The organism is Actinoplanes sp. NPDC048796 (assembly GCF_040650035.1).
Taxonomy (GTDB): Bacteria; Actinomycetota; Actinomycetes; order Mycobacteriales; family Micromonosporaceae; genus Actinoplanes.
The window spans coordinates 151,149-174,943 of sequence record NZ_JBEZGO010000004.1 but is presented as its reverse complement, the minus strand read 5'-3'; the positions used below and the strand labels follow the sequence as shown (position 1 = coordinate 174,943).

The 23,795-nt window shown below is 74.2% G+C and carries 17 protein-coding genes; 9 read left to right on the top strand and 8 right to left on the bottom strand.

The window, feature by feature from the left end; translation table 11 throughout:
• The first annotated feature begins 116 nt into the window (after positions 1–116).
• Both AB0C26_RS19370 and AB0C26_RS19365 read left to right on the top strand, forming a co-directional pair.
• On the top strand, positions 117–1,688 hold the full coding sequence (locus tag AB0C26_RS19370) for an ATP-binding protein (protein ID WP_360248703.1): 1,572 nt from the start codon (positions 117–119) through the stop codon (positions 1,686–1,688).
• Between the two features lie 58 nt (positions 1,689–1,746).
• The gene (locus AB0C26_RS19365) at positions 1,747–2,145 is read left to right on the top strand and encodes a hypothetical protein (protein WP_360248700.1); all 399 of its coding nucleotides are present in this window, start codon (positions 1,747–1,749) and stop codon (positions 2,143–2,145) included.
• A 37-nt stretch (positions 2,146–2,182) separates the two neighbouring features.
• Here the strand turns inward: AB0C26_RS19365 and AB0C26_RS19360 are convergent, their stop codons facing one another.
• The 3 genes from AB0C26_RS19360 to AB0C26_RS19350 are packed head-to-tail and all read right to left on the bottom strand — an operon-like array spanning position 2,183 to position 6,962.
• Complete coding sequence (locus tag AB0C26_RS19360; protein ID WP_360248697.1) at positions 2,183–2,686, bottom strand: hypothetical protein; 504 nt, start codon at positions 2,684–2,686, stop codon at positions 2,183–2,185.
• Positions 2,687–2,688: 2 nt separating this feature from the next.
• The gene (locus AB0C26_RS19355; protein ID WP_360248694.1) at positions 2,689–5,820 is read right to left on the bottom strand and encodes a CHAT domain-containing tetratricopeptide repeat protein; all 3,132 of its coding nucleotides are present in this window, start codon (positions 5,818–5,820) and stop codon (positions 2,689–2,691) included.
• On the bottom strand, positions 5,817–6,962 hold the full coding sequence (locus AB0C26_RS19350) for a tetratricopeptide repeat protein (protein WP_360248691.1): 1,146 nt from the start codon (positions 6,960–6,962) through the stop codon (positions 5,817–5,819). The genes AB0C26_RS19355 and AB0C26_RS19350 overlap by 4 nt, the downstream gene beginning before the upstream one ends.
• Positions 6,963–7,234: 272 nt before the next feature.
• Here AB0C26_RS19350 and AB0C26_RS19345 point away from each other — a divergent pair, with 272 nt between their 5' ends.
• The gene (locus AB0C26_RS19345) at positions 7,235–7,477 is read left to right on the top strand and encodes a hypothetical protein (RefSeq protein ID WP_360248688.1); all 243 of its coding nucleotides are present in this window, start codon (positions 7,235–7,237) and stop codon (positions 7,475–7,477) included.
• A 182-nt stretch (positions 7,478–7,659) separates the two neighbouring features.
• Here the strand turns inward: AB0C26_RS19345 and AB0C26_RS19340 are convergent, their stop codons facing one another.
• Positions 7,660–8,277: a hypothetical protein gene (locus AB0C26_RS19340; protein WP_360248685.1), complete on the bottom strand. Its 618-nt coding sequence runs from the start codon at positions 8,275–8,277 to the stop codon at positions 7,660–7,662.
• A 133-nt stretch (positions 8,278–8,410) separates the two neighbouring features.
• Here AB0C26_RS19340 and AB0C26_RS19335 point away from each other — a divergent pair, with 133 nt between their 5' ends.
• Complete coding sequence (locus AB0C26_RS19335; protein WP_360248682.1) at positions 8,411–10,669, top strand: AAA family ATPase; 2,259 nt, start codon at positions 8,411–8,413, stop codon at positions 10,667–10,669.
• Here the strand turns inward: AB0C26_RS19335 and AB0C26_RS19330 are convergent.
• A complete protein-coding gene (locus AB0C26_RS19330) occupies positions 10,657–13,476 on the bottom strand; it encodes a TIR domain-containing protein (RefSeq protein ID WP_360248679.1) in 2,820 nt (939 codons plus the stop codon). The genes AB0C26_RS19335 and AB0C26_RS19330 overlap by 13 nt on opposite strands.
• A gap of 35 nt (positions 13,477–13,511) precedes the next feature.
• Here AB0C26_RS19330 and AB0C26_RS19325 point away from each other — a divergent pair, with 35 nt between their 5' ends.
• From AB0C26_RS19325 to AB0C26_RS19310, 4 genes are read left to right on the top strand one after another with little or no spacing between them, the layout of a single operon-like run.
• Positions 13,512–15,035: a hypothetical protein gene (locus AB0C26_RS19325; RefSeq protein WP_360248676.1), complete on the top strand. Its 1,524-nt coding sequence runs from the start codon at positions 13,512–13,514 to the stop codon at positions 15,033–15,035.
• Positions 15,032–17,431: a hypothetical protein gene (locus tag AB0C26_RS19320; RefSeq protein ID WP_360248673.1), complete on the top strand. Its 2,400-nt coding sequence runs from the start codon at positions 15,032–15,034 to the stop codon at positions 17,429–17,431. The genes AB0C26_RS19325 and AB0C26_RS19320 overlap by 4 nt, the downstream gene beginning before the upstream one ends.
• The gene (locus AB0C26_RS19315; RefSeq protein WP_360248670.1) at positions 17,424–19,037 is read left to right on the top strand and encodes a hypothetical protein; all 1,614 of its coding nucleotides are present in this window, start codon (positions 17,424–17,426) and stop codon (positions 19,035–19,037) included. The genes AB0C26_RS19320 and AB0C26_RS19315 overlap by 8 nt, the downstream gene beginning before the upstream one ends.
• Positions 19,030–19,584, top strand: coding sequence for a hypothetical protein (locus AB0C26_RS19310; RefSeq protein WP_360248667.1), 555 nt, complete (start codon positions 19,030–19,032; stop codon positions 19,582–19,584). The genes AB0C26_RS19315 and AB0C26_RS19310 overlap by 8 nt, the downstream gene beginning before the upstream one ends.
• On the opposite strand, the gene AB0C26_RS19305 is transcribed toward AB0C26_RS19310, so the two are convergent.
• The 3 genes from AB0C26_RS19305 to AB0C26_RS19295 are packed head-to-tail and all read right to left on the bottom strand — an operon-like array spanning position 19,516 to position 22,526.
• Positions 19,516–21,003, bottom strand: coding sequence for a hypothetical protein (locus AB0C26_RS19305; RefSeq protein ID WP_360248664.1), 1,488 nt, complete (start codon positions 21,001–21,003; stop codon positions 19,516–19,518). The two genes, AB0C26_RS19310 and AB0C26_RS19305, sit on opposite strands and share 69 nt — an antisense overlap.
• Positions 21,004–21,051: 48 nt before the next feature.
• Positions 21,052–21,798, bottom strand: coding sequence for an aminoglycoside phosphotransferase family protein (locus tag AB0C26_RS19300; RefSeq protein WP_360248661.1), 747 nt, complete (start codon positions 21,796–21,798; stop codon positions 21,052–21,054).
• A 41-nt stretch (positions 21,799–21,839) separates the two neighbouring features.
• Positions 21,840–22,526, bottom strand: coding sequence for an SDR family NAD(P)-dependent oxidoreductase (locus tag AB0C26_RS19295; protein WP_360248658.1), 687 nt, complete (start codon positions 22,524–22,526; stop codon positions 21,840–21,842).
• A gap of 104 nt (positions 22,527–22,630) precedes the next feature.
• On the opposite strand from AB0C26_RS19295, the gene AB0C26_RS19290 reads away from it, so the two are divergent.
• Complete coding sequence (locus tag AB0C26_RS19290) at positions 22,631–23,596, top strand: helix-turn-helix transcriptional regulator (protein WP_360248655.1); 966 nt, start codon at positions 22,631–22,633, stop codon at positions 23,594–23,596.
• Positions 23,597–23,795: the final 199 nt, after the last annotated feature.

Below are 23,795 nucleotides of genomic sequence, written 5' to 3'. Positions count from 1 at the left end.
GCTCGGGAAGGACCGGCCGTGTGGGCTCGGGCGAATCGGCCCGCCGGCGTCGGCGTCCGGGGGATGATGACGTGGTGGGCCGGGGTGGTGGATCGAGCCGGGCGGCGGTCGGTGCGGTGAGCTCCGGGCCGGGCACGGCCGCCTTGGAGCTGTCACCGGCCGGGTCGACGCAGAACGCCGCCGACCGGATGGCCGCGGTTCTCGCGCGGGCCGCTCGCGTCCGGTGCGCGATGATCCATGTCTTCGACGGGCAGCATGTGCGCCTCCTCGGCGGTCACGGAGTGCCGGCGGGGTTCGCGCACCGGCGGTCCGCACCGGTGACGTCGACGCTGGCCGGGCTGGTGCTGCACAGCGGGTTCCCGGTCGTCATCGGCGACACGCGGACCGACATCCGGGTGCCGATGGACGCGCCGGTGAGAGCCACCGGTCTGCGCTGCTACGCCGGGTTCCCGATACGCGACCCGGACGGGCTCATCGTCGGTGTGTGCGCCGTCGCGGACACCGAGTGCCGCGACTGGTCGCCGGAAGAGCTGGCCGGTGTCGACGACGCCGCGCAAGCCTGCACCGCGTTCGCCGCCGAACACCTGGCCCGGGATCGCGAACACCAGCAGCGGATGTTTCTGGACACGCTGCTCGACAGCCTCGACACCGGTGTGGCCGCCTGCGACGCCGACGGGCGGATGGTGCTGGTGAACCGGTCGCTGCGAACGATCCTCGGCACCGGCACCGTGGACGGTACCGCCGACGACTGGGCGGCCCGGCTGCCCATCACCGACCCGGAAGGCACCCCGGTCCGCGCGGCGGAGTCGTCGCTCCTGCGGGCCCTGCACGGCGAGTCGGTGCGCGGCGCGGAGCGCCTGCTGCACGTGCACGGGCAGCGCCGCCTGTTCCGGGTCAACGGCCACCCGATCACCAGCGAGCATGGGCAGCCCCTCGGCGCGGTCGCCGTCTTCCACGACATCACCGCCGCACACCACGCCGACCGGCTGCAACAACTGCTCAACCGTACGAAGGACGACTACCTCAACCTCGTCGGGCATGAACTGCGCACCCCGCTGTCGATCATCGGCTTGTACCTGGACGAGCTGCACGGTGCCGACCCGCGCACCCCGGCCGCGGAACTACAGCCCATGATCAGCGGCGCTCGGCGGAGCAGCGATCGCCTGCGCCGCCTGGTCGACCAGCTCCTCGACCTGTCCGCCCTCGACGCCGGGCGCAGCCCGCTGCGCATGGCCGACATCGACCTCAGCGCCGAGGTGACCGACACCGTCCGTGGAGCCACCGCGCAGGCCGCCGCCAAGAACATCACCCTCACCTGCCACACGCCGGACGGCGTGCCGCAGCATGCCGACCGGGCCCGCATGCGGCAACTGGTCACCGTTCTGCTGGACAACGCGCTCGCCTACACCCCCGACGGCGGCACGGTCGCCGTCACGCTGACCTGCACCGAGGCCACGGTTGATCTCACCGTCGCCGACACCGGCTACGGCATACCGGACCACGAGCTCCCGCACGTGTTCGAACGCTTCTTCCGCGGGGCCATCGCCACCGAGCTGGCCATCCCCGGCACCGGACTGGGCTTGACCATCGCCCAACTGATCACTGAACGCCACCACGGCACCATTACCGCCGGCCCGAACCCCGACCACCGTCGCGGAACCACTCTGCGCGTCAGTCTGCCCCGCTAAGAGGCCATCTGATGCTCTGGACTCACCGCGTGCGATCGGCAGCGGGCATGATCTGAGAGTGCTGGTCGAGGTTGAGAAGGTGCTCCGGTTCGACTGGAGTCCCTTCCCGATAGTGCAGGTCCGAACTCCGGTGGGCCGGACGGTGGTGCCGTGGTGTGGTGCACCGGATGCCGTCCCGGGGCGGTATGACGTCGAGTGGACGATCGACATGAAGATCAGCTGGGGCCTGGACGCCAAGCTTGCCGCCGATCCTGGACCGGCGATCTCGGCGGGTGGCCATGGCGTGGTCTTGCGCGGGCGCTTGGCATTGACTCCCGATGGCGCCGGCGTCCTGGATCTGGACGGGTCGATGATTCTGCTGGACTTCGTTGAGCCTCCGCCGGCCGAGGCGGATGCCAGCTGGGTGCAGATCCACGTATCTCGCAAAGACGTTCAGTTGCATCCGTTCGGACTGTAGGCCAATCGGATGAAGCCGTTGACCGGGCACGTCGGCGTCAGGGGCCGGGTGGGGGGTTCAGGATGGTGGCCACCGTCTCGGCCAGTTGGCGGAGCAGGGCGGGCTGAGTGGCCGCCTTGGTGGCGCGGAACTCGAACTCGGTCTTGCCGTCCTTGCGGCTGACCTTGATGTCGATTTTCGTCTGCAGCCAGGCGACCAGCGCCCCGAGCACGACCGCGGCCGCCACCGCCAGTTCCACGCTCATCTGGTCGTCGCCGGGCGGGTCGGCCAGGATCTCCGCCGCCGGGGCCCCGGTGTCGGGGTCGCGCAGCGCCTGCCCCAGGAGTCTGCGGCCGGCCTCCACCGCGGCGCCCTCCTCGCGCAGCGCGGTCGCCGGCGCGGGCGGCAGGCCGGTGCTCGCGAGCAGCGCCGCCAGCAGGTCGGCCGCCTCCTGCTCGTCCGGGGCGATCTCGCCCACGTCGTGTCCCACCGTCTCGGCGAGCTCCTGCAACGACAGCAGGACCGAGCGGTCGCTGAGACGGTCGACGGCGGATTGATCCACTGTCATCTCCAATCACCGGTGAGAGCCAGGGGCGCCCAGTGGTACGGGTGGCGCATCCAGGTCCGGGGGTCGGCCAGGGCCCGCCGCTGGGCCTCCCCCAGCGCGCGCCACAGTGGCTCCCCGGCGCGCCAGCCCGCGTACACCCATCCGAGGAATTCGGCCGAGCTGTGCTGGTCGACGTTCCACAGGGAGGCCAGGGTCGCCGCCGCGCCGCCGCGCAGCAGGGCCCGGTTCAGGCCGGTGAACTCGTCGCCCCGGTGGTCGCCGGACTGCCAGGCGCTGGAGCAGGCCCGCAGGGTCAGCAGCCGGACCGAGGTCAGGGCCACGGCCAGGTCCTCGGCGCGTAACACGGTGGCCCGCCGCTGCGAGATCGACAGTCGCCCGACGTACTTCGTCGGCCGGTCGCCGTCGGACAGGACCAGGCCCGACTCGCCCGGGCTGGCGTCGTCGACGTACCCGTGGCAGGTGACGTGGGCGATCTCGTGGCGGCCGAGCGCGGCCAGGGTGGCCTTGGGCGTCGCGGCCGGACCGGCGAGCACCGTGACCGGCCAGCCGGCGGCCCGCAGGATGCCGGCGTCCTCCTCGAACACCAGCGGGTCGGGATCCTCCCGGGCGGCCACCGCGGCCACCAGCACGCTCTCCGGGTGGATCACCGGGCGGCTGAGCGTGTGGGCCAGCAGGCTCAGGCTGGGCGCGTACGTCACCGCCACCCGCGCGGCCAGCGGGGCGCCGGAGCTGTCGGGCAGCGCGTGCAACGGGGTCAGGTGCAGCGGGCCGTGCGGCACCGCGCAGAGCAGCGGCCGGCCGGCCAGCAGGCCGGTGAACCGCAGCAACGGTTCGCCGAGCGCGGCGAGGAAGTCGAGCTCGCGCCGGTGCGGGCGGCGCGGGTGGATCGGCGCCACGGGCGGGAACGCGCGCGCGTTCCCGTTGAACGTCGCCCGCAGCCGGTCGACGACGGCGGTGACGGCTTCGGCGCCCAGGGGTACGCGGAAGCTGTGCAGCGCGCCGCCGGGTTCGACCGCGAAGTAGGTGGTGGTCTCACGCCCGCAGAAGTACGACACGAGCAGCATCCCCTCGGCCGGCGCGTGCCGGTCGAGCAGGTCCCGCACCACCGCCAGGGTCACCGGCCGGCCCTGCCGGTGGCGGGCGTAGTCCGGCGCATACGCGGCGACCTCGCGGTAGACGCCGTCCAGCCGGCCGGTCAGCTCGGCCAGTTCGTCGAGCCGCCGCCGGCGCCCGTCGCCGGTCAGCAGCGGGAGGGACGTGAGCAGGGTGCGCCGCCGAGCGCGGAGATCCGCCTCCCGCTCCGAGAGATCGGAGGGCACGCTTGCGGGTACGGGCGTGGGCAGCTCGGCGAGCTCGGCCAGCAACGTCCGGGACTTCGCCTCCTCGTGCAGGTCGAAGGCGAGTTCGGCGGCCGGGCGCCGGTCCGGCAGCGGCAGTCCGGTACCGCCGTCGAGCAGCAGGTCGAGCAGCTGTTCGTACAGGCTGATGAACTCGCTCACGATCTCGGCCCGCCGGGCCGGGTCGCCGGCGGCGTCCACCCACGACAGCACGTCGGCCCGTACCGACCAGAGCAACCGGAACGCCTCCGCCCGCCCTCGCGGATCCCGCGCCAGGAGCCGCGCCAGCGACTGCCTCACCTCGGCGACCGCCCGGGCGTCCCCGAGCCGCTGCGCCTCGGCCAGGAGCTCACGGGTCGCCTCGACGGCCGCCTCGACCCGGTCGTGCCGGGCGAGGTAGTCGGCGAGCGCCGAGGCCGTGGCGTGGCGGACCCGCCACCGCGAGCTGCCGCGGTGGTTCTCCGCCAGCTCCCGCAGGACGCCCTCCGTCTCCGGGTCGTCGACGTCGGCGATCCGCCCGGCGAACAACATGGCCGTCTGCTCCGCGTCCCCCGCCCGTATCCCCGTGACAAGGGCCATCCGGTACATGGTGGCCGCGCTTGCGAGGTCGCCGCGCCGGCGCAGCACGTCACCGAGGCCGAACAGGCTGTGCGCCACTCCCCGGCTGGCCTCGTCGGCCGGCCGCATCGCCAGCACCGCCCCGAAGTGTCCGGCCGCCGCGTCCAGGTCGCCGGCCTGCATGTCGGCCTCGGCCAGGTTGTTCGACGCGGCGGGGATCAGGTTCGGCACTCCCCAGCGCGTCACCAGCTGGTGGACGCGCTCGAAGGCGCGCCGGCCGGCGCGGACGCGGCCGGCCTTGAGAAGCGACGCCGCCGCGTTGGTACGGGCGTCGAACTCGTGACCGCGATCGCCCATCCGCACCGCGATCGCGATCGCCTCCTCGTACGCGGCGCTGCCGTACTCGTACTCGCCGACGTCCTCATGCAGCAGGCCGCGCAGGTTGACCAGGCCGAAGCGGAACTCGTCGAGCATCGGGTCGTCACCGAGCAGCGCCAGCGCGGCGTTCACGTGATCCAGCGCCTCCCGGGTCCGGCCCAGCTCGCGCAGGTCCTCGGCGAGCCCCCGGTGCAGCGGCTCGCGGGTCAGGCCCTCGGCGCCGTCGAGCGCGTCGGTGAGCGTCGCGATCCGGCCCGTCAGGTCGCCGGCCAGGCCCTGGATGCCGGCCGTCAGGCCCTGCAGCAGGACACGCTGCTGGTCGTCCGCCTCCCGCTCGGCGCGCCGGCTGTGGAACAGGGCGCGCGGCAGGTCGCCGCGCCGGCGCAGGGTGGCCGCCCAGGTGGCCCGGCTCTGGACCCGCACCTCCCGCCGGTCGCAGTGGAGCCCGAGAACCGCGTAGAGCAGCGCCGACCGTTCCCGCTGCCGGCTGGGGAGCCGGGACGCCGCGACGAGCTCCCGGGCCCGGTTCAGCGCCTCCGGCGTCCGCAGGGCCTCCTCGGCCCGGTACAGCCGCAACAGCGCCAGCGGGTCGTCGAGATCGAGCGCCGCGGCGACCGGATCGCCGGACCGGTGCCGGGCCCATTCCGGCAGCGCCTCGTCGAGCAGCGGGGCGAGGAAACGCAGGAACTCGGCCTCCGCGGTCCGGCCGGCGGCCGCCCGCTCGGCCGCCAGCCGCTCCACAGTGGCCCGCAGCTCGTCGCCGCCGACGGTCAGCTCCTGCCGGAGCACGGCCGGCAACTCGGTGATCCGGTCGACGAGCAGGAGCCGCTCGATCAGCTCCTCGGTGGCGCTCACGCCCCGCAGCCCTTCTCCTCGAGCGAGGCGCGCAGCCGCGCCGCTTCCACGCGGTCCCGCTCGTCGGCCGCGGTCCGGTCGGCGAGGTCGAGCTGGCGCCGGGCGTCGGCCAGCCGCCCGGCCCGCCAGTACACCTGGGCCATGTTGTAGTGCAGGGAGTGGCCCGGATCGTCGAGCGCGGCGAGCTGATCGGCCAGGCGGACGGCCGCGTCCAGGTCGCCGTGCGCCATCTCGGCGAACATGAGCAGGTTGGCGCGCGTCCGGTCGCCCGGGTTGCGGCGGCACTGGCCGCGCAGCGTCTCGATGGCCTCGGCGTCGCCGCTCAGGGCCCGCTGGGTGAGCACCTGCAGCAGGTCGTTCTGGTCCCGGTCGAAGACCTCGACGTCCCGGTCGCGCTGGTCGCCGAGCAGTTCCACCACCTGCGAGTGCGGCGCCACCTGCTCGAGCTCGCGCAGCGCCCGGTGCCAGTCCTCGGTCCGCCCGGCGTGCAGATAGGCCATGGTGAGCAGTTCCAGGGTGCGCTCGTGCCGCGGCGCGGCCCGCCGGGCCGTCTCGAGGACCGCCGTCGCCTCGTCGTTCCTTTCCAGCAGCAGCAACGAGTACGCCCGGGCGGCCTGCGGGTCGGCGCCGGCCGAGCCGGCCTCGGCCCGCTCCCGGAACGCGGCCACCCGCAGTTCGTGGAATCGCAGGTGCAGCGTCATCCACCGGCGCCAGGCGGCCAGGCCGTCGATCCGGCGCCGGATCTCGTGCCGGGCGCCGGGCAGCTCCCCGGCCAGCCCGGCCGCCGTCGTCAACTGGGCGGCCGCGTCGTCCAGGAACCCGACGGCGATGTCGGCCCGGGCGAGATCGACCCGGGCCGGCACGTCGTCCGGGTGCGTCTCGGTCAGCCGGTGCAACACGCTCACCGCCTGATGCGGGCGGTCGGCGGCCAGCAGCCCGGCCGCGTAGACCCGGATGGTCGCCGGATCACCCGAGCGGCACTGCGCGGCGACGTCGTGGAGCGTCGCCGCCAGCAGGGCGGGATCGGACTCGGCGATCCGCACGTAGAGCCGCTGATACCGCTCGTCGAGGTCGGCCAGGTCGCACGGCACGGGCCAGTCGAGCACCGGCTCGTTCAGCGACGACAGCTCCTCGGACCGCATGGTGACGTCGACTCTAGTGGCTCGGCCCCGCCCCGGACGGCCCGTAACCCGGTCGGATCACCGATTCCCCCGTACGGCATACCAGGCGTTCGTGGGGCTCGACGGTGCTCACGCACTGGCCTTCGACGGCCTGCGCGCGGAGGTGATCGGCCCGCGGTGGGCCGAGCTGTGCGGGTGGCCCGTACCGGACCGGACGGCGACCGGACGGCGGCGCTCTATCCGATGGCCCAACCCGGCGAGCGTGTTCGCCTGGGGCGGCCACGAATCGCGGGGTGCCGGCCGGCGTCGCCGCGTCGAGTTCGCGCCACGGCGGGTGGCGCGCGGTCCGGCTGCCCGCCCGGCACCGGTCCACCCGGCTCACGATGCTGCTCGACCTTCCGTTCCCGCCCTCGATCGACGCGCTGGCCGCCGCCGATCCGGGCCCGCGGTACACGGTGGCCCAGGTGTGGGTCGACCTGCCGCTCATCGTGCGGCATCTGGTGTGCGACGGGTCGTCCACCGAAACGGCGTCCTGACCCCCGATCGGCGGCCAGGAATTCGAAGACGGTGAAGCCGAACGAGGCGAGGCCGCAGAACGCCGCGCCACCGGCGATCACCGCGTTCGGCGGGTTGGCCCCGCCGAACCACGACAGGATCCCGGTCACGGTGGCCGGGACCAGCGCGCCCACCATGATCACCGCCGCCCACCGGCCGCGCATCAGCCCGGCCCGCCCGCGACGTACAGCCAGCTTGTGATCGGTGTGCCCTTGGCCCGGTAACGGGCCGGCCGGAAGGCTTCGCGGGCGGCCACGTGCCGGACGACCGCTTCGTAGACGTACGTCGAGACCATGACCGCGAGTTCCACTCCGGAACCGGCCACCGCGCGCCGCAGCGGCCTCGAGTCGAGCATCCGGGTGGCGTGGATGATCGACGCGCTCGGATATCCGGTGCCGTCCGGAAGGACCGGGCCGACGTGCAGGGCGCACCGTAGCCGGATCCGGAGCGGGTCGTCCGCCGCCTCGTTGTACCGCCCGAGCCGCTCCGCGAGCCGGGACAGCAGCGGATCGACCAGCGGGGTGGTGGAGATCGTCGGCGGCGCCACGGTGAGCAGCCCGTCGCCGCGGTCCTGATGCCGGCAGCGCCGCCAGGGCACCCCGGCGTCGGCGAACGCGCCGGCGAGCACACCCAGCAGGCCGGCCCGCAGCCGGAGGCGGTCGTGGTCGTCGCGACGAGGATCGCCGAACCCGGCGATGTCGGTCACCAGAATGGAGCAGTTCAGCGGGGCCGTGACCGCGCGCGGCGCGGCGGCCTTGGATTCCTGTGCGATGGTGGACATGCGGTCAGCCTGCCCAAGCGGACCGGGTCCGGCGACGGCCGTCCGGCGCCGGACGGCGGTGCCCAGCCCCGTGACCAGGGGACGGGGCCGCGGATGTCCGGCGGAACTCGTCCGGCGGGGGGAGGTGCCGGGCATGGTGACAGCCGCGGAGCGTTTCCGGTCCGGCGTTCGGAAGGCGGTCACTCACCTCGGCGGCGATCGGACGGCGGCGGCCCGCAGCGGGGTCAGCAAGGCGATTTGGTACGACGCCAAGACCGGCCGTTCCGTGCCGGGTGACCAGCGGTGGCCGGCGATGCGGGCCCTGCTGGAGTCGGTTCCGGCCGGGCTGACCGGCGTACCGGACTGGGAGACCCTGTATCGGCAGGTCCTGGCCGGACAGGGACGGCGCCCGCCCCGGCCCGCCCTCCACCAGCTTCCGCCGGGGACGCTGCCGTTCGTCGCCCGCCAGGCCGAGTCGCGCCGCATCAGCGAGCTGCTGGACACGTCCGGCGGCCGGTCGACCTCCATGGTGGTCATCACCGGGCCGCCGGGAGTCGGCAAGACCGCCCTCGCGGTGAACTGGGCGCACCAGGCCCGCGACCGGTTCCCCGACGGCGTCCTCTACGTCGACCTTCAGGGCTGGGGACCGGCCCGCGAGTTGACCGCGGCCGAGGTCCTTCCCGGCTGGCTGCGGGCGCTGGGCCTCGACCCGGCCGCCCTGCCCGGCGACGTGGCCAGCCGGACGGCGGCCCTGCGCGACGCCGCCGCCGCCCGGCGGATGCTGTTCGTCCTCGACAACGCCGGGTCCGAGGAGCAGGTACGGCCGTTGCTCCCGGGCTCCCCGGCCTGCGCGGTCCTGCTGACCAGCCGGCACGAGCTCAGCGGGCTGGGCGTGCACCACGGCGGGCGGACCGTGACGCTGGCCCCGCTGTCCGCCGCCGACTCGGCCGGGCTCGTCCGCGAGATCGCCGGCGCCGGTCTGGCCGGGCACGCGGAGCGGATCGCCCGGCTCTGCGGCCATCTGCCGCTGGCCCTGCGCGTCGTGGCCACCTCCCTGCCGGCCTCGTCCCACGAGGAGGTGTCGGCCCTGGTCGAGGAGCTGGAGAGCCGGGGACGACTCGACCGCCTGGGCAGCGACGACCCCCGTACCGACGTGCGTACCGTCATCTCCTGGTCGTTCCACCGGCTCCCGGAGCCGGCCCGGGACACGGTGCGGCTGCTGGGGCATTTCCCCGGCCGGGTCTTCAGTACGGCGGTGGTCAGCGCCCTGACCGGCGGCCGGCGCGCCCAGACGCTGGCTCACCTGCGCGTCCTCACCCGGGCCAGCCTGGTGCACCGCGAGCCGGACGGCCGGTACGCGATGCACGACCTGGTCCGCGACTACGCGGCCGAACTCGCGGCGGCGAACCCGGACGACGGCGCGCTGACCCGGGTGTACGGCTACTACCTGCACGTCTGCCGCCGCGCGGACGCGTGGATCGCACCGCGCCGCTATCAGATCGACCTTCCGGACGGCGACGATCCCCCGCCGGCCCCGTTCGACGACTACGACGGGGCGCTGAGCTGGCTGGAATCGGAGAGCGGCACCATGCTCGCCCTGTGTCTCGGCTCGGCCGGCCCGGAGCGGGCCGACCCGCTGCGCTGGCGGCTCGCCTTCCAGCTCAAGAGCTACTACTTCCTCAGCAAGCGCACTCAGGAATGGCTGCTCAGCCACGAGGCCGCACTGGCCGCCACGATCCGGATCGGCGACCGCCGGGCCGAGGCGATGACCCGCAACAATCTCGGCCTGGCCTGGCACGAGCTGGGCGACGACGACCGGGCCCGGCCGCAGTACGAGCGGGCCGAGCAGCTGTTCGCCGCCGTGGGCGATCCGCACGGGGTCAGCAACGCCGTGGCCAGTCAGGCCGTCGTGCACCGCCGCCGGGGTGATCTGCGGCGGGCGCTGGAACTCAGCGAGCGGGCGCTCGGCCGGTACCGCGAGGCGGCCGCCGACCACCCGGACGCCCGCCGCTACGTCGCCATCACCCTGCGGTCCCTCGCGCTCGCCGAGACCGAGGCCCGCGACTACGAGAAGGCCGAGGGCCACCTGCGCGAGGCGGCCGGCCTGTGCGCCGAGCTCGGCATGACGATGGATCTGGCCCGCAGCTGGAACGCCCTGGGCCGGGCGCTGGTGCTGGCCGGCCGGCACCCGGACGCGGTCGAGGCGTACCGGGCCGCTGCCCGGGCCGCCGCGGAGTGCGGGAGCCGCTACGAGCAGGCCCTCGCCGACCACGGGCTGGGAACGGTGGCCGCCGCGGCCGGTGACACCGGCGAGGCCCACGCCCGGTGGACGCGGGCCTACACCGTCCTGGCCGCGCTGGGCTCCGCGAAGGCGGCGGAGGTGCGGGCCGACCTCGACGGTCAGTCCTCCTGATCGGCGGCCAGACCCCGTACCCAGTCCCGGATCGTCGTGGCGATCTCCAGGTCGGCCGCGTCGGCCCGGCCGGCGTCGACGGCGTCCGCGATCCCGGGCCAGCTCGCCTCGACCTGATCGAGCGCCCAGCCGACCTGCCCGTCGAGGTGGTCGGCGGCGGCCAGCGAGTAGGCGAGCCAGCACGTCGCCGTCAGGCTGCGCGGGTCGTCCGGCCCGAACCGGAGGGTGCACGAATCCTGCCAGTCCATGGCCAGCTGCTGAAGGTCGATCTCGTCGTCGACGTGGTCGCCGTCCAGCCGGACCGCGCCGGGCGGGGCCGCCGCGGCCTCGGCGCCGGTCACCGCGCGGGCCCGGAGCTCGGCCTGGTCCCGTTCGGACCGGATCAGGTTGGCCATCGTCACCCCGACCCTCGGATGGCCCGGCCCCTGGGTGCGCAGCCGGCCGAGCAGGACGTCGCGCAATCCCGTACTCACCGGCTCACCGAGATCGGCCCGGACGATCAGCGCGTTCTCCGCGGTGCCCAGCGTGTCCGGATGCTCCGGCCCGAGCAACGTCTCGCGGCGGTTTCGCAGGTCGTCGAGGACGGCCAGCGCCCGGTCGGGCCGGCCGATCGCGCGGTAGCTGAGCCCGAGCCCGTTGCGGACGTCAAGGACGTACTGGTCGCCGGGCCGGGCCACGCGGCGCCATCTCTCGTCGGCGCCGAGCCAGATGCGGTGGGCGGCCCGGCGGCTCCGGTCCCGTTCGGCCGCCGTGGCGCCGAGACGGCCGCGGGCAAGGGCCACGCTGTTGAGGGCCAGCAGGGTCTCCCGGTGCAGCGGCCCGAGCCTCGGATGGTCGCGGCGGGCCTCGTACGACGCCCGGACGAGCTCGTAGCCCCGGTCGGCCCGCCCGGCGGCCAGGCAGGCCAGCCCGAGGTTGTGCCGGGCGGTGATCGCGTCCGGATGGCCCGGCCCGAGGCTACGGCCCAGCTCCGCCACCGCTCCTTCCAGCAGACCGAGCGCGGCCGTCCGGTTCCCCTGTTCGGCGTGGGCGGCGGCCAGGGCGGTGACCACCGCGTACCGGGTCTCGGCATCGGCGCCGGATCCGTCCCGGCAGGCGTCGTGCAGCGCCTGAAGCAACTCCAGCGCCGCCCCGGACCGGCCCGCCTCGATCTCGGTCCGGCCGGTCTCGTGGAGCAGGTACCGCTCGTCCGGTCCGACCGGCCACGCGTCACCGCCGGGCCGGAGGCCGGTCACCGCCCGGACGTGCGGCAGGTGGTGGGCGATCTCCCGGTGCCGGTAGGTCTCCCGGGTGGCCTCGACGGCGGTGGTGAGCGCGCGCAGGGCCGAGTCCCGGAACCGCGCCCGGACCTCGGCCGGGAACGTCCGCACCCGCAAGGCCCGGGCGGTGAGCGCGTGCATCAGGCAGCCACCCGCCCGCAGCTCGACCAGGCCCCGGTCGGCGGCGGCCCCGAGCGCGGACGACGAGGCGCCGGCCATCGCGCCGAGCAGGTCGTCACCGACGAAGGTGGGGCTCAGGACGCTCAGCGCGGTCAGCGCCTCCCGCGCCGGGCCCGGCAGCGCCGCGAACCCGCGCAGCAGCGCCACCGCGAACGGCTTCGCACAGCCCGCGGGAAGGTCACCGGCCAGTCCGGCCGCGACCGCCTCGAGCCGGTCCGGTTCGGCCGTCGTCAGATCGTCCCGGAGGGCTCGATAGCCGGCGAAGTCCGCCGGCGTGCTCAGGCCGGAGGCCAGGGTCAGCCCCAGCGGGTGACCGCCCAGAAGGTCGACGATGCCGTCGACGGCCGCCCGCTCGCCGGGGGCGGCGGGCCGGCGGCTGGTCAGGACCCGGCCGCCGATCGTACGGGTCAACGGTTCGAGGACCACTGTCGCCTGGTCGGGACGGTCGACGCGCCCACGGCTGGTGATCAACGTGAGGCCCTCCGCGGTCGGCGCGCACAGCTCGTCGATCAGCTTGCCGGGCACGCCCACCGGAAGATCGTCGACCAGCCAGAGGTACGGGGTTCCGCGAGCCTCGAGGGCGGGCGCCAGCGCCTCGGGGCCGCGCAGTCCCCAGCGATCGGCGAGCGCCGCCAGCTGATGCCGGAAGGCCGACCGGGCCGAGCTCTCGGTCCGGCCGCCGCCGAGCTCGAAAAGGAACACGCCGCCGGGATGCTCCTGGGGCAGCCACCGGGCGTACTGCAGGCAAAGGGCGGTCTTTCCGAGCCCGCCCGGCCCGGTGACGACGACGACCGGATGGCCGCGGTCCGAGTTCCGCGTCCGGGCGCGCAGGCCGTGCCGGATCTGCCAGAGCTCGTCCCACCGTCCCCGGAACCGCGTCGTGCCGGGCAGCTCGCGGGGATACCACCGCGGGTCCGGTACGGGTGGCGCGTCGCCGAGAAGACCCTCGTACCGGCCCACCACCGCGGCGATCCGGCGGGCCAGACCGGCGTCCGGTGCCGCCGTCCGGGCAAGTCGCAGGCGGGTGAGCTCCGGCGGCCAGACGTCGTCCGGGGACATGTCGAGCACGACCGCCATCACCCGCGCCTCGTCACCCAGCCGGGCCGCCGCCGACAGCGCCAGATGCAGTTCCTCCCGGCAGTGCGGGCTGTCCTGCAGTCGCGGCGACATCAGCGCGACCAGCGTCCGCGACCGGTTCAGCGCCTCGACGACCGACTCGCCCAGCGGGACGTAGAGCTCACCCTCCACCCTGTCCTGGAACACCGACAGGCCGGCGTCGACCAGGGCGTCGTGCAGCGCGCCGGCCGCTTCCCCGTCGGCCCAGGAGTAGCAGAGGAAGACGTCGTACGAACCCGCCTCGTCGTCCATCGCGCCAGCCTGCCACACGCAGTACGGTGAGGCGCGTGGCCGACCATCTGGCGGCGCTGTTCGCCACCACCGAGGGCGGCGGGCGGGGCGCGTACGTACCGGGGCGCTACGACCTGTGGCTGCACGGCGCCGACGCGTCCACCGACCGGCTGATCCATCATCATGAGGCGCAACACGTCATCCTCAACTCGGCCAGCGCGTGGGGCGCGGCCCTGCACGCCGCGGCGGCGATGCCCGGATGGCAGCCGCTGTTCGGCCGGCTTCTCGACCGCTGCCGCACGACCCACGAGTCGTTCGCGACCTACCTCGGCCGGGACGCCGCCGAAGCGGAGACGGTCTTCGGCGAGTACGCGCCTCTGCTGCACGCTCTGAACGAGTTCGTCGAGCCGTTCGAGGGCTCGCAGCGCCGGGCCCTGGCCGTGACGGCGCTGGCCCAGGCCTGCATGCAGACGCCGATCCTCGACCAGATGCTCGCGGCCTGGCCGGAGTCGCTCTCCCTCGGCGTGCCGCTGCGCATCGACCAGCCCGACGAGCGGTTCGCGTTGCTGTGCCGCTCACCGGGGCTCGCCGCCACCGCCGCAGCCGACGCCTCCTGGGCGCTGTGGGAGGACACCGTCTTCCAGCATTTCGCCGAGGAACTGCGCCGGGCCGGAGCAACCGTCCTGGACGGGAACGACGGGCATCTGGCCGCCGCGGCCGAGCTGTTCGCCCGGGTGGCCGGCGTCGTGCCCGGCAGCCGCCTCGCCGTGGACGCCACCCCGGGCGCCGACCGCCGCCTGATCGGAATGGTGCTCAACCACGCCCGGCTCTGGCTGCACGGCCGGCGCCGGCCGGGCCGCTTCATCACGGTCGGAGCCGACGTGGATCCCGCCGAAGTGGTCCGGGTCGCCGAGGCCACCTCCCAGATCGGCGGCCGCCCCTCCCTCGTGATCAGCGCCCGGCTGCCCGGCCGTCTGCTGGCCGGATACGACTATCCGGACGACGGGGCCGCCGCCCTCGAGGACCGGCGAGAACCGGTGGTCGGGGTCCGATCGCCGGCCGGCGACGGCGACGGGGGCGACGCGGTCTGGTGGGCCGAACTCCCCACCACCGCCGAGGCCGAAGCACTGGTCACCGCCTGGGACGGCCGCGGTGACCTGACCTTCTGCGTAGCGGCCAGCTGCCTCCCCCATCCGGCCTGGCGGTCGGCGTGGCTGCCCGTGATGCGCTCGGCCGGGCCGCTGGTGTGGCTGATCGACGTCGGCGTCTCCGCGCTGGCCGGCGAGTTCGGGCGCGGCCCGGTGCACGGCGTCTACCTCGACCTCGGACGGGCCCCGGCCGGCGCCCGGAAGGGGGTCGCCTTCAAGGTGGACGGGGTGGCCGGCACCTGGGTGGCCGTCGCCGACGAGCTGGGCATTCAGCTGATCACGCAACAGGTGGACGAGCTGGGTGCCGACCTGCGGATGACCGGGCGCGACTGGTCGGCGGACCTGCCGGCCCTCCAGCTCGTGCTGATCGAGCTGCTGCACGCGGAGTCCTACCTGGATCTGCGCGGCCGGATCGACGGGACGCCGGCATGACCGGGGTCTTCCTGGGCTACCGCGGCATTCACCATTCGTACGCGCCCATGCTCGTGCACTGGGTCCTGCGGGAGCGCTTCGGCGACGGCCTGGTCTTCGAGGCCGGTTACGTCAACCAGCCGGGCATCCACTTCGCCGATTCGATCGCCGCGTGGCTGGAGCGCTGCGCGGTGCTGGTCGTGATCATCGACCGGTACTGGCTGGACCGGATCAACCTCCTGCACGACGAGTCGGACTGGGTCCGCAAGGAGATCCAGTACTTCCTCGATCGTGACAAGAAGATCCTCCCGCTGTTGCTCGACGGTGCCGGCATGCCGGCCCGGGACGAACTGCCCACCGAGCTGGCCGGCCTGACCAGGTGGATCGGGCTGCCGCTGAACAGCGCGACCGCACACGCCGATCTCCAGCGGCTGGCCGGGCGCCTCGAGCAGGAAGTGCCCGACCTGGTTCTCTCGGCACTGCGGCAACCGGTTGCGGCGTACGCGACCCCGGCCGCGCTTCTCCGGCCCGAGTACGAGGTGTTCCCGTTCCGCGCCATCCCGCAGCTCAACGACCTGCGGGCCTGGGTGACCGCGCCCGACGGCCCGCCGTTTCATCTGCTCGCCGGCCCGTCCGGCGCCGGCAAGACGCGCCTGGCGTTGCGGCTCTGCGCCGAACTGGCCCCGAACCGGCCGGCGGTGATGCTTCCCCGGTCGGCCACGCCGGCCGCGCTCGACCGCTTGTCCGAGACCACCACGCCGTTCCTGGTCGTGATCGACGACGCCGAGTCCCGCCCCGAGGTGGTCGTGGCCGCCGCGCAGGCGATCGCGGCCGGTGGCTCGGCGTCCCGGGTCCTCCTGCTGGCCCGCTCGGCGGGCGAATGGCTCGACGACCAGGCCTCCCTGCTGCTCGGCCGAGTGGAAACCACCCACCTGCCCCTACTGCCCGCCGAGGAGGGCGACTTCGCCGTCGCCCACGCCGCCTTCGCCGACCGGCTCGGCCTCTCCGGCCAAGCGGCCCCCACGACGACGGCCCCCGCGATGACGCTGGTCGAGGCGCAGGCGCTGGCCCTGGCCACCCTTCAGTCGGCCCCGGAGGGTGGAGGCGGCCCCTGGACCCGCCTGGCCGCCGCGGAACGGGACCGGTGGATCACCACGGCGGCGGCCTGGGATCTGCCCCGGCTGCGCCCCCGCGACATCACCGAGATCCTGGCCGCCGTCACGATGTTCGGCGCGCCGGGCGAAGCCGGCGCGCGGCGACTGCTGGCCGCCCTGCACGCCCTCGACGGCTGGCGGGCCGGCGATATCGACACCGCCCTGGCCCTGGTCCGGACCATGCTGCCCGGCCCGCTGGCCCTGAACCCGCTGCAGCCGCAGCCCCTCGCCGACGAGGTCATCGCCGACCATCTCCGCCGCGGCGCCCGGACCGCCGGCGTCGTCGGCATCCTCTCGGACGACCAGGCCCGCACCGCGGCGGTCGCCCTGGGAAACTGCCTCGCCGCCCACCCCGGTCTGGTCGACGCGGCCAGTCCCCTTCTCGTGGCCGGGCACGGCCGGCTGACGGCGGCGGCGATGACGGCCCTGCCGGAGCTGGCCGACCCGGAACCGCTCGTCGCGGCGATGAGCCGGGCCCTCCCCCAGGTGGCCGCCGGCGATCTGGTCGGGCTGGTCGACGCGCTGCCGCTGCGCAGCGAGGCGCTGGCCGCGTTCGCGACCGATCTGACCCGCAGGGCTTTGCCGGTACGGCCGGACGGGGCCGGCTCCGCACGTCTGCACCGGCTACTGGCCATCCGGCTGGTGTTCCAGGGCGGCCCGGCGGACGAGGCGGTGCGGGCGGCCGAGGCAGCCCTGCTCGGGTTCGGTGCGGACGGGGTGGACCGCGCCGAGGCGTACGCCACTTTGGCCCAGGCCCTCGACATTGCCCACTCCCCCGGCCCGGCCCGGGAGGCCGGTGACCGGGCGATCGCGATGTTCCAGCGGTTCGCCACCGACGAGCGGGCTCGTGCCGCCCTGGCGACCGCGCTGATCAGCCAGGCCCACCGCGACGAGACGCGGAGCGGGCCGGCCGTCACGGCGTACGAAATCCTGCGTGACCTCGACGCCGCCCGGCCCCGTCGCTACCGTTCGCTGCTGGCCGACGCCCTCGACCTGCTCGTCGCCCGCACCGGCCGCCAGGACTACGCGCGCGCGGCCGTGGCCCTGCGCCGGACCCTCGCCGCGGCCCGGCCCGACGCCTACCGGCCGGCGCTGGCCGCCGCGTTGTTCAATCTGGCTGTGCTGCTCGGATCCGGCGCGGAGGCGGCGGGTCTGGCGCGGGAATCCGAACGGATCTACGCCGAGCTCGCGGCGACGGCCCCCGAGCGGTACGGGTCGTCGCTCGATCGGGTGCGGCGCCGGTGGGAGGGCCGGGATGACTGACCATCTGGCGCGGCTGTGCGCCGAGGGCGCCGGCAGCACCGGCCACTACACGCCGCACTCGTTCGACCTGCGCCTGCTCGGCACCCGGCAGGCCGCCGACCACATCGTCTACCTGCACGAGGTCCACCACGCCGCCCTGAACGACGTGACCGCGTGGGGAACCGTGCTGCACGTCTTCGCCCGCCTGCCCGGCGCGGCGGCCCCGTTCGCCCGCCTGCTCGACCACTGCCGGACCACCCACGAGACCCTGGCCACCTTCGCCAGCGTGCAGATCGCCACCGCCCGGCACGGCCGCCTGGACGACGTCCTCGACGCGTACCCGCGGTACGTCCCGCTCCATCGGGCCGCCACCCGTCTCACCGCCGGGGTCGCCGGCCCCAACCGGCGCCAGCAGGTCGCCACCGCCCTGGCCCGGCTCTGCATGCAGACGCCGATCCTGGACGCGGTCACCGCCGCCGGCCCCTCGGCTTTCCGCCTGTCCGCGGTCCGCGCGATCGACCGTCCCGACACCCGCTGGAACTGGTTCCAGCGGCAGGGTCCCGGCCTGGTCACCGCGGCCGCCGGCGCCGCCGACCGGGTCGTCGCGCGCGAGTTCGGCCCGGCCGTGCTGACCGGCGACGGACCGGACGGCGACCTGTACACGGCGACCGGCCGCGAGCACGACGACGCCTGGGACCGGTGGGAACTCGCGGCGTACGACCATCTCCGGACGGCCCTGGCCGCTACCGGCGCCCGCTGCCTCGACCTGAACGGGCATCAGGCGGGAACCGCCCGGCTGCTGGACCTGGCCCGGGCCGAGCACGGCGACCTGGGCCTGCGCGCCGCGATGAGCGCCGAGCAGCGGCGCAGCGACGCCGACATCGCCTCCTCCGTTCTGCAGCAGGTGCGGCACAACTTCGCCGGAGAGGCACCCCATCGCGCGGTGCCGGTCCCCATGACCACCGAGGACCTGGTACGGGTGCTGGCGGAGCGGCCGGTCCTCGACGGCCGTCCCGCGATCGTCGTGAACGCCCGGCCACCGAGCCGGCTGGCCGTCCTCTACCGGTGGCCACCGGCGGCGAACCCCCCTCCGGTCGCGGTGCGGCTGATCGTCGAGGACGACGAGGGCCCGGCCGTCGGCCACGTGCCGGTCACCGGCCCGGCCGCCCTGACCGAACTCGTCGGGCTGTGGAACGGTCGCGGCGCCGTCGCGTTCTGCGCCGGCGCCAGCTGCCTCGCCGATCCCGGGTTCGCCCGCGAGTGGCTGCCGTCCGCGCCGCGCCCGGCCTTCGTGCTGGTCGATGTCGAGCTCGACCGGTTCGTCCCCCGCTGGGCCGCGAGCGGTGATCCGGTCGTCGCGGTCGAGGTGCGGGTGAGCGACACCGGCGGCGACCGGACCGCGTTGCTGATGACCACCGGCGACAGCGGCGTCTGGTGGCTGGTGGTGGCCGACGACGTCACCGTCCGCCTCGTCCTGGAGTACGCCCGCCACCTGCTCGGCCCGGCCCTGCGCGTCGACAGCGGCGCCTTCGCCACCATCCGCGAGCCCGCTCGCCTGGTCATCACCGACGTCCTGGCGACCGAGTCCTTCACCAGCTTCGACGCCCTGGGGAGCAGCCATGCCTGACGACGACCTCGACGCGGTCTTCCGCTCCGCCGGCGTCGACCCGGCCCACCTGGGCCCGGAGGAACTGGCCCGGCTCGCCGGCCAGGCCGCCTCCCCGGTGGCCGGCCTCATCCTGCACCCGCCCCGCGTGGCCGGCCTGTTCGACGCGGAGAACCGCCCACCGGACTTCCTGGAGATCCACGACCGCGAGTGGTGGCTCGACGCCACCGACCCGGACGGCCGCCGCTATCTGCGCACCGTGCTGGCCGCCGCCGCGATCACGGACGCCCTCGGCCTGTTCCACACCCTCACCTGGGTGACCACCGTCCTGCCGGCCACCGTGACCGTCGAGGCGGTCACCGCCGACGATCGGGGCGTGCACTTCGTCCTGCGCCGCCTGCCCGCCCCCGGCCTGCCGCCGGAGCTCGCGGACGACATCAACCGGCAGGACTTCGACGAGTTCGCCGCGACGCTCGCCGGCGCCGATCCGACCGTGCCCCTATCGACCGGCGGCACCGTGACCTTCGCCGACGACGCTCTCCTCGGCGACGATCCGGCTGAGCACTGACCGAGCCGCCGCCGGGGATCTCACCACCAGGCCCAGATCGTCCGGCTCCCGCCCGCCGGTACGCTTCCCGGTCTGGATGCGGAGGGCGGCCGCCCGGGTCATCGAGCAGGGCAGCGTCAACGGCGGAAACCCGTCGACCGAGCAGACGTACGCCCACAACCCCGTACCGTCGAGAAGCGGTTCGATCGCGTAGCGGAAGCCGGTCGTGCCGGACAGCAGGGCGTCCAGGCTCTCGCCGAAAGGCGTGTCGATGAGCAGGAACACGTCCGCCACCCGGTCGAAGGCGTCCTTCCAGCGCTCCGCCCACGCCGCATCCCGGGCACAGGTGAGCGCGATGCTGGCGAGGCCGGCCGCCGGCAGCGCGCCGGGGGACCCGACCCGCTCGATCAGCACTCCCGCACCCGAGCGACGGCACAGCGCCACAACCGGTTCCTCACCCGGCGGCAGCGGATCGGCGCCGAGCGCGTGCTGGCGGCGCCACACGCTCGCCCGCCGGACCACCACCATCGGATCGCCGGTCATCGAGCCCCCGAACTCGGTCACCGTGGCCGGCCGGGGCGCACGCAGCCGCAGCGACTCCAGATCGAACAGGTTGGCCGGATCACGGTCGATGGTCACCGGCGAGTCGGTGACCTGTTCCGCGATGCGCGGCAGCGCGCCGAGAACGGCCGCCGTGTCCAGCACCGGGCGTCCCATCGCCCGGAACCGCTCGGCCACATAGGCCGAACAGAGCGCGCTGAGCCGGCGGCGTTCCCCCGCGCCGACCTCGTCGCGCAGGCCCACCTCGCTCAGCTCGGCCCACCGGCCGCGCCCGAACTCGTCCGCGGCCATCCGGTCCCAGCCGTCCCAGAAGGTGGCGCCGAGACCGAGAACCGCCTTCAGCAGACTGTCCGGATAGTTCCGGGCGTTGACGCGACTCGCGGTGAACCCCTCCAGCGAGACATCGAGAACGTCGGCCTGCATGCATCCGGCCAGCACCGAGTCGGCCGCCACGGCCCGCACCAGATTGTCGGGCCGGGCATGCGGGCCGGCCTTCAGCGCGTGGTCGAGATGCGTCCCGTACGACGGATAGCGGGCCCGGATGCCGGCCACGGACGGCGCGTCGGCCCGCCCCAGCACACCCATGACGGCGCTGTGCGTCGCGTACGCCTCGTGGGTCGCCACGCACGCCTCGACCAGCACGGAAACCGCGCGTCTGGGCCCCGGCCGCCGCCACATCGCGCCGAGAAGCTGCCCCCACGCGGTCGCCCCGTTCAGCCCGGCGTGCGCCGCCTCGTGCAGACTGACGAACGCCGACAGCCACGTGTCCCCGGAAACCCCCGCCACAATCCAGCCGTCCGCGCCGTACCGTCCCGTCGGCACCGGCCCGAAATTGAGGACGTGGCCCACCCCGGGATCCTGACCTCGGTCCGCCGTCATGCGGAACCTCCTCCCTGAGGACCATTCGATGCCCCGATGCCGACGTGTCTAGCTGTCGCGCATCCGGGAGCGGAGGACGTCGAACTCGCAGCCCGGCGCGTCCGGGTCGAAACCGTGCTCGATCAGCCAGCGGGACGCGACCAGGCTGCGCAGCGACCACCAGGCCCGGATCACGTCGCGGTCGGCGCCCGGGCCGTACCCGGCGAGCAGGTCGTCCAGCCGTTCCTCGTGGCCGAGGGTCAAGGTGGCCAGGTCGGACATGGGGTCGCCGGGCGCCGCCTCGGACCAGTCGATGACGCCGGTGACCTCGTCGCCGTCGACGAAGACGTGGGTGATCTGGAAGTCGCCGTGGATGAACGCGGGTCGCCACGGCCGCAGCGCCGCCTCGGCGATCTCCCGGTTGCGGGTGATGACCTCGGGCGGCAGTACGCCGTTGGCGAGCAGCCACGCGCACTCGCTGTCGAGTTCGGCCGCCACGTCCTCGAGCTTTTCGCCCGGCCACGGCGGCAGCGGCGCGTCGTGCAGCCGCCGGATGGCCGCGCCGGTCGCGGCCCACGCCGCCGGCGACGCGGCCGACGGTTCGCCGAGGACCCCGAGGGCTTTTCCCGGTACGGCGGCGATCGCCAGCACCGGCGGCTCGTGCCAGAGCACGGCCGGGGTCGGCACCGGCACCATGGCCATCGCCCGCACCTCGATGGCGGCGTGGGCCGGGTCGCCGTCGACCTTCAGGAACACGTCGCCGACGCGCAACGTCGCGCGCTGGCGGTGGGCGACGACGACCTCCACATCTTCCATACCGGCCATCGTGGCGAAGAAGACGGCCGATGTCGCCGCATTTAGAAGGGCAGCTCGCCGTTCTCGTCCCGCAGGGTTCCCGTCGGGCCGTCGGCACCGATCGTGGCCAGGCCGACGACGACGCGGGCGCTCTCCTCCGGGGGCCGGCCGATGCCCCAGGCCGCGGTCATGTCGGTGGCGGTGGGCCCGGGCTCGACCGCGTTGAACTTGATGCCGGGCTCGGACTTGGCGTACTGGACGGTGAGCATGGTGGCGGCCGCCTTGGAGGCCGCGTAGAGGGCCAGCGGCAGCCCGTACTCCGGCCGGTCCGGGTTGGTGACCGCCCAGAACGATCCCATGCTGCTGGACACGGTCACCACGACCGGGTTGGCCGACTTGCGCAGCAGGGGCAGGGCCGCCTCGGTGACCCGGACCAGGCCGACCGCGTTGGTGTCGAACGCCCGCAGGGCGGCCGGCCCGTCCACCGGGCCGTCGGCCAGGATGCCCGCGTTGTGCACCAGCACGTCGAGCCGGCCCTCGGCCTCCCCGATCGTGGCCAGGGCGGCGCGCACCGACGCGTCGTCGGTCACGTCGAGCTGGACGAAACGGGCACCCAGCGCGGCCGCGGCTTTCGCCCCTCGTTCCGGGTCGCGCGCACCGGCATACACAATGTGCCCCCGCTCCTGAAGTTGTCTGGCGGTCTCGAATCCGAGGCCCTTGTTGGCCCCGGTGATCAACGTGACGGTCATGCCACGAACGCTAGGCACGGCCGCCGGCGCCAACCAGATCCCTGCCGTGCCAGGGGAACGAGAGGACCCCCTCTGTTTCCGGTACGGCGAATTACGCTGGCCGGGTGAGCGACACGACGAACCCGCTCGGGGCGTTCCTGCGCGCCCGGCGCGAACTGGTGACGCCCGAGCAGGCGGGCATCCCCGACGGCGGCGTCCGGCGGGTGCCGGGCCTGCGCCGCGAGGAGGTCGCCATGCTGGCCGGGATCAGCGCCGACTACTACCTGCGGCTCGAGCGCGGCCGCAACCGCAACCCGTCCCTGCAGGTGCTCGAGGCGATCGCCCGGGTGCTGCGCCTCGACGAGGACCATTTCGCCCACCTGCTGACGCTGGTGTCCGAGGCGTCCCGGCGGCACAAGCACCGGCCGCGCAAGCAGGCCCCACCGCCGGGCGCGCTCAAACTCCTCGACTCGCTGATCCAGCCCGCGTTCATCGAGGACCGGTACTTCGACATCCTGGCCTCGAACAGCCTGGCCCGCGCCCTGTCCCCGGGCCTGGCCGCGGGCGGCAACCAGCTGCGCGACCTGTTCCTCGACCCGGCCGAGCAGGCGCTGCACCCGGAGTGGGAGAAAGTGACCGAGTGCTTCGTGGCCAACCTGCGCCAGGCCGTGGGCAACGACATCGACGATCCTCGCTTCATCGAGCTGACCGGCGAGCTGACCCTGGCCAGCCCTCGTTTCCGCCGCCTGTGGGCCCGCCATGAGGTACGCGGCCAGACCGGCGCCCCGATCAAAATCAACCACCCGCAGGTCGGCGAACTCACACTCAACCGCGAACGCCTGGCCATCAGCGGCACCGACGACCTGATGCTGGTCGTCTTCCACCCGGACCCGGCTTCCCCCGACGCCGACAAACTGTCCCTGCTGGCCTCGGCCAGCCTGCCCGCATCGAGCACGGCCGGACCGGGCCGTCGGCAACCTCGCGGCCGCGATGAACCGGATCCGGCCACGGCGCCCGCCGTCTCCACTCGTGGACCCGGAACTTCGCCGACAATGGACGGAGAGCGCGCGCGGCTTAAGCCCCATGAGTGAAGCGGATCCTCCCGCACGATGAGGACGCGGACGACCTGGAACACTTCGGTGCGCCGCCGCTGTCGGCGTCTGCTCGCTGCTGCCCGGAGTGGAGCGGACCACCGGAGCCACCTGGCTGTTCGCCTTCGAGAACCTGCTGGCGGCGCGGGTCGACCAAATGGCCCACGACCTGGAGCCCAGGATTGCGGAACCCCAGCTG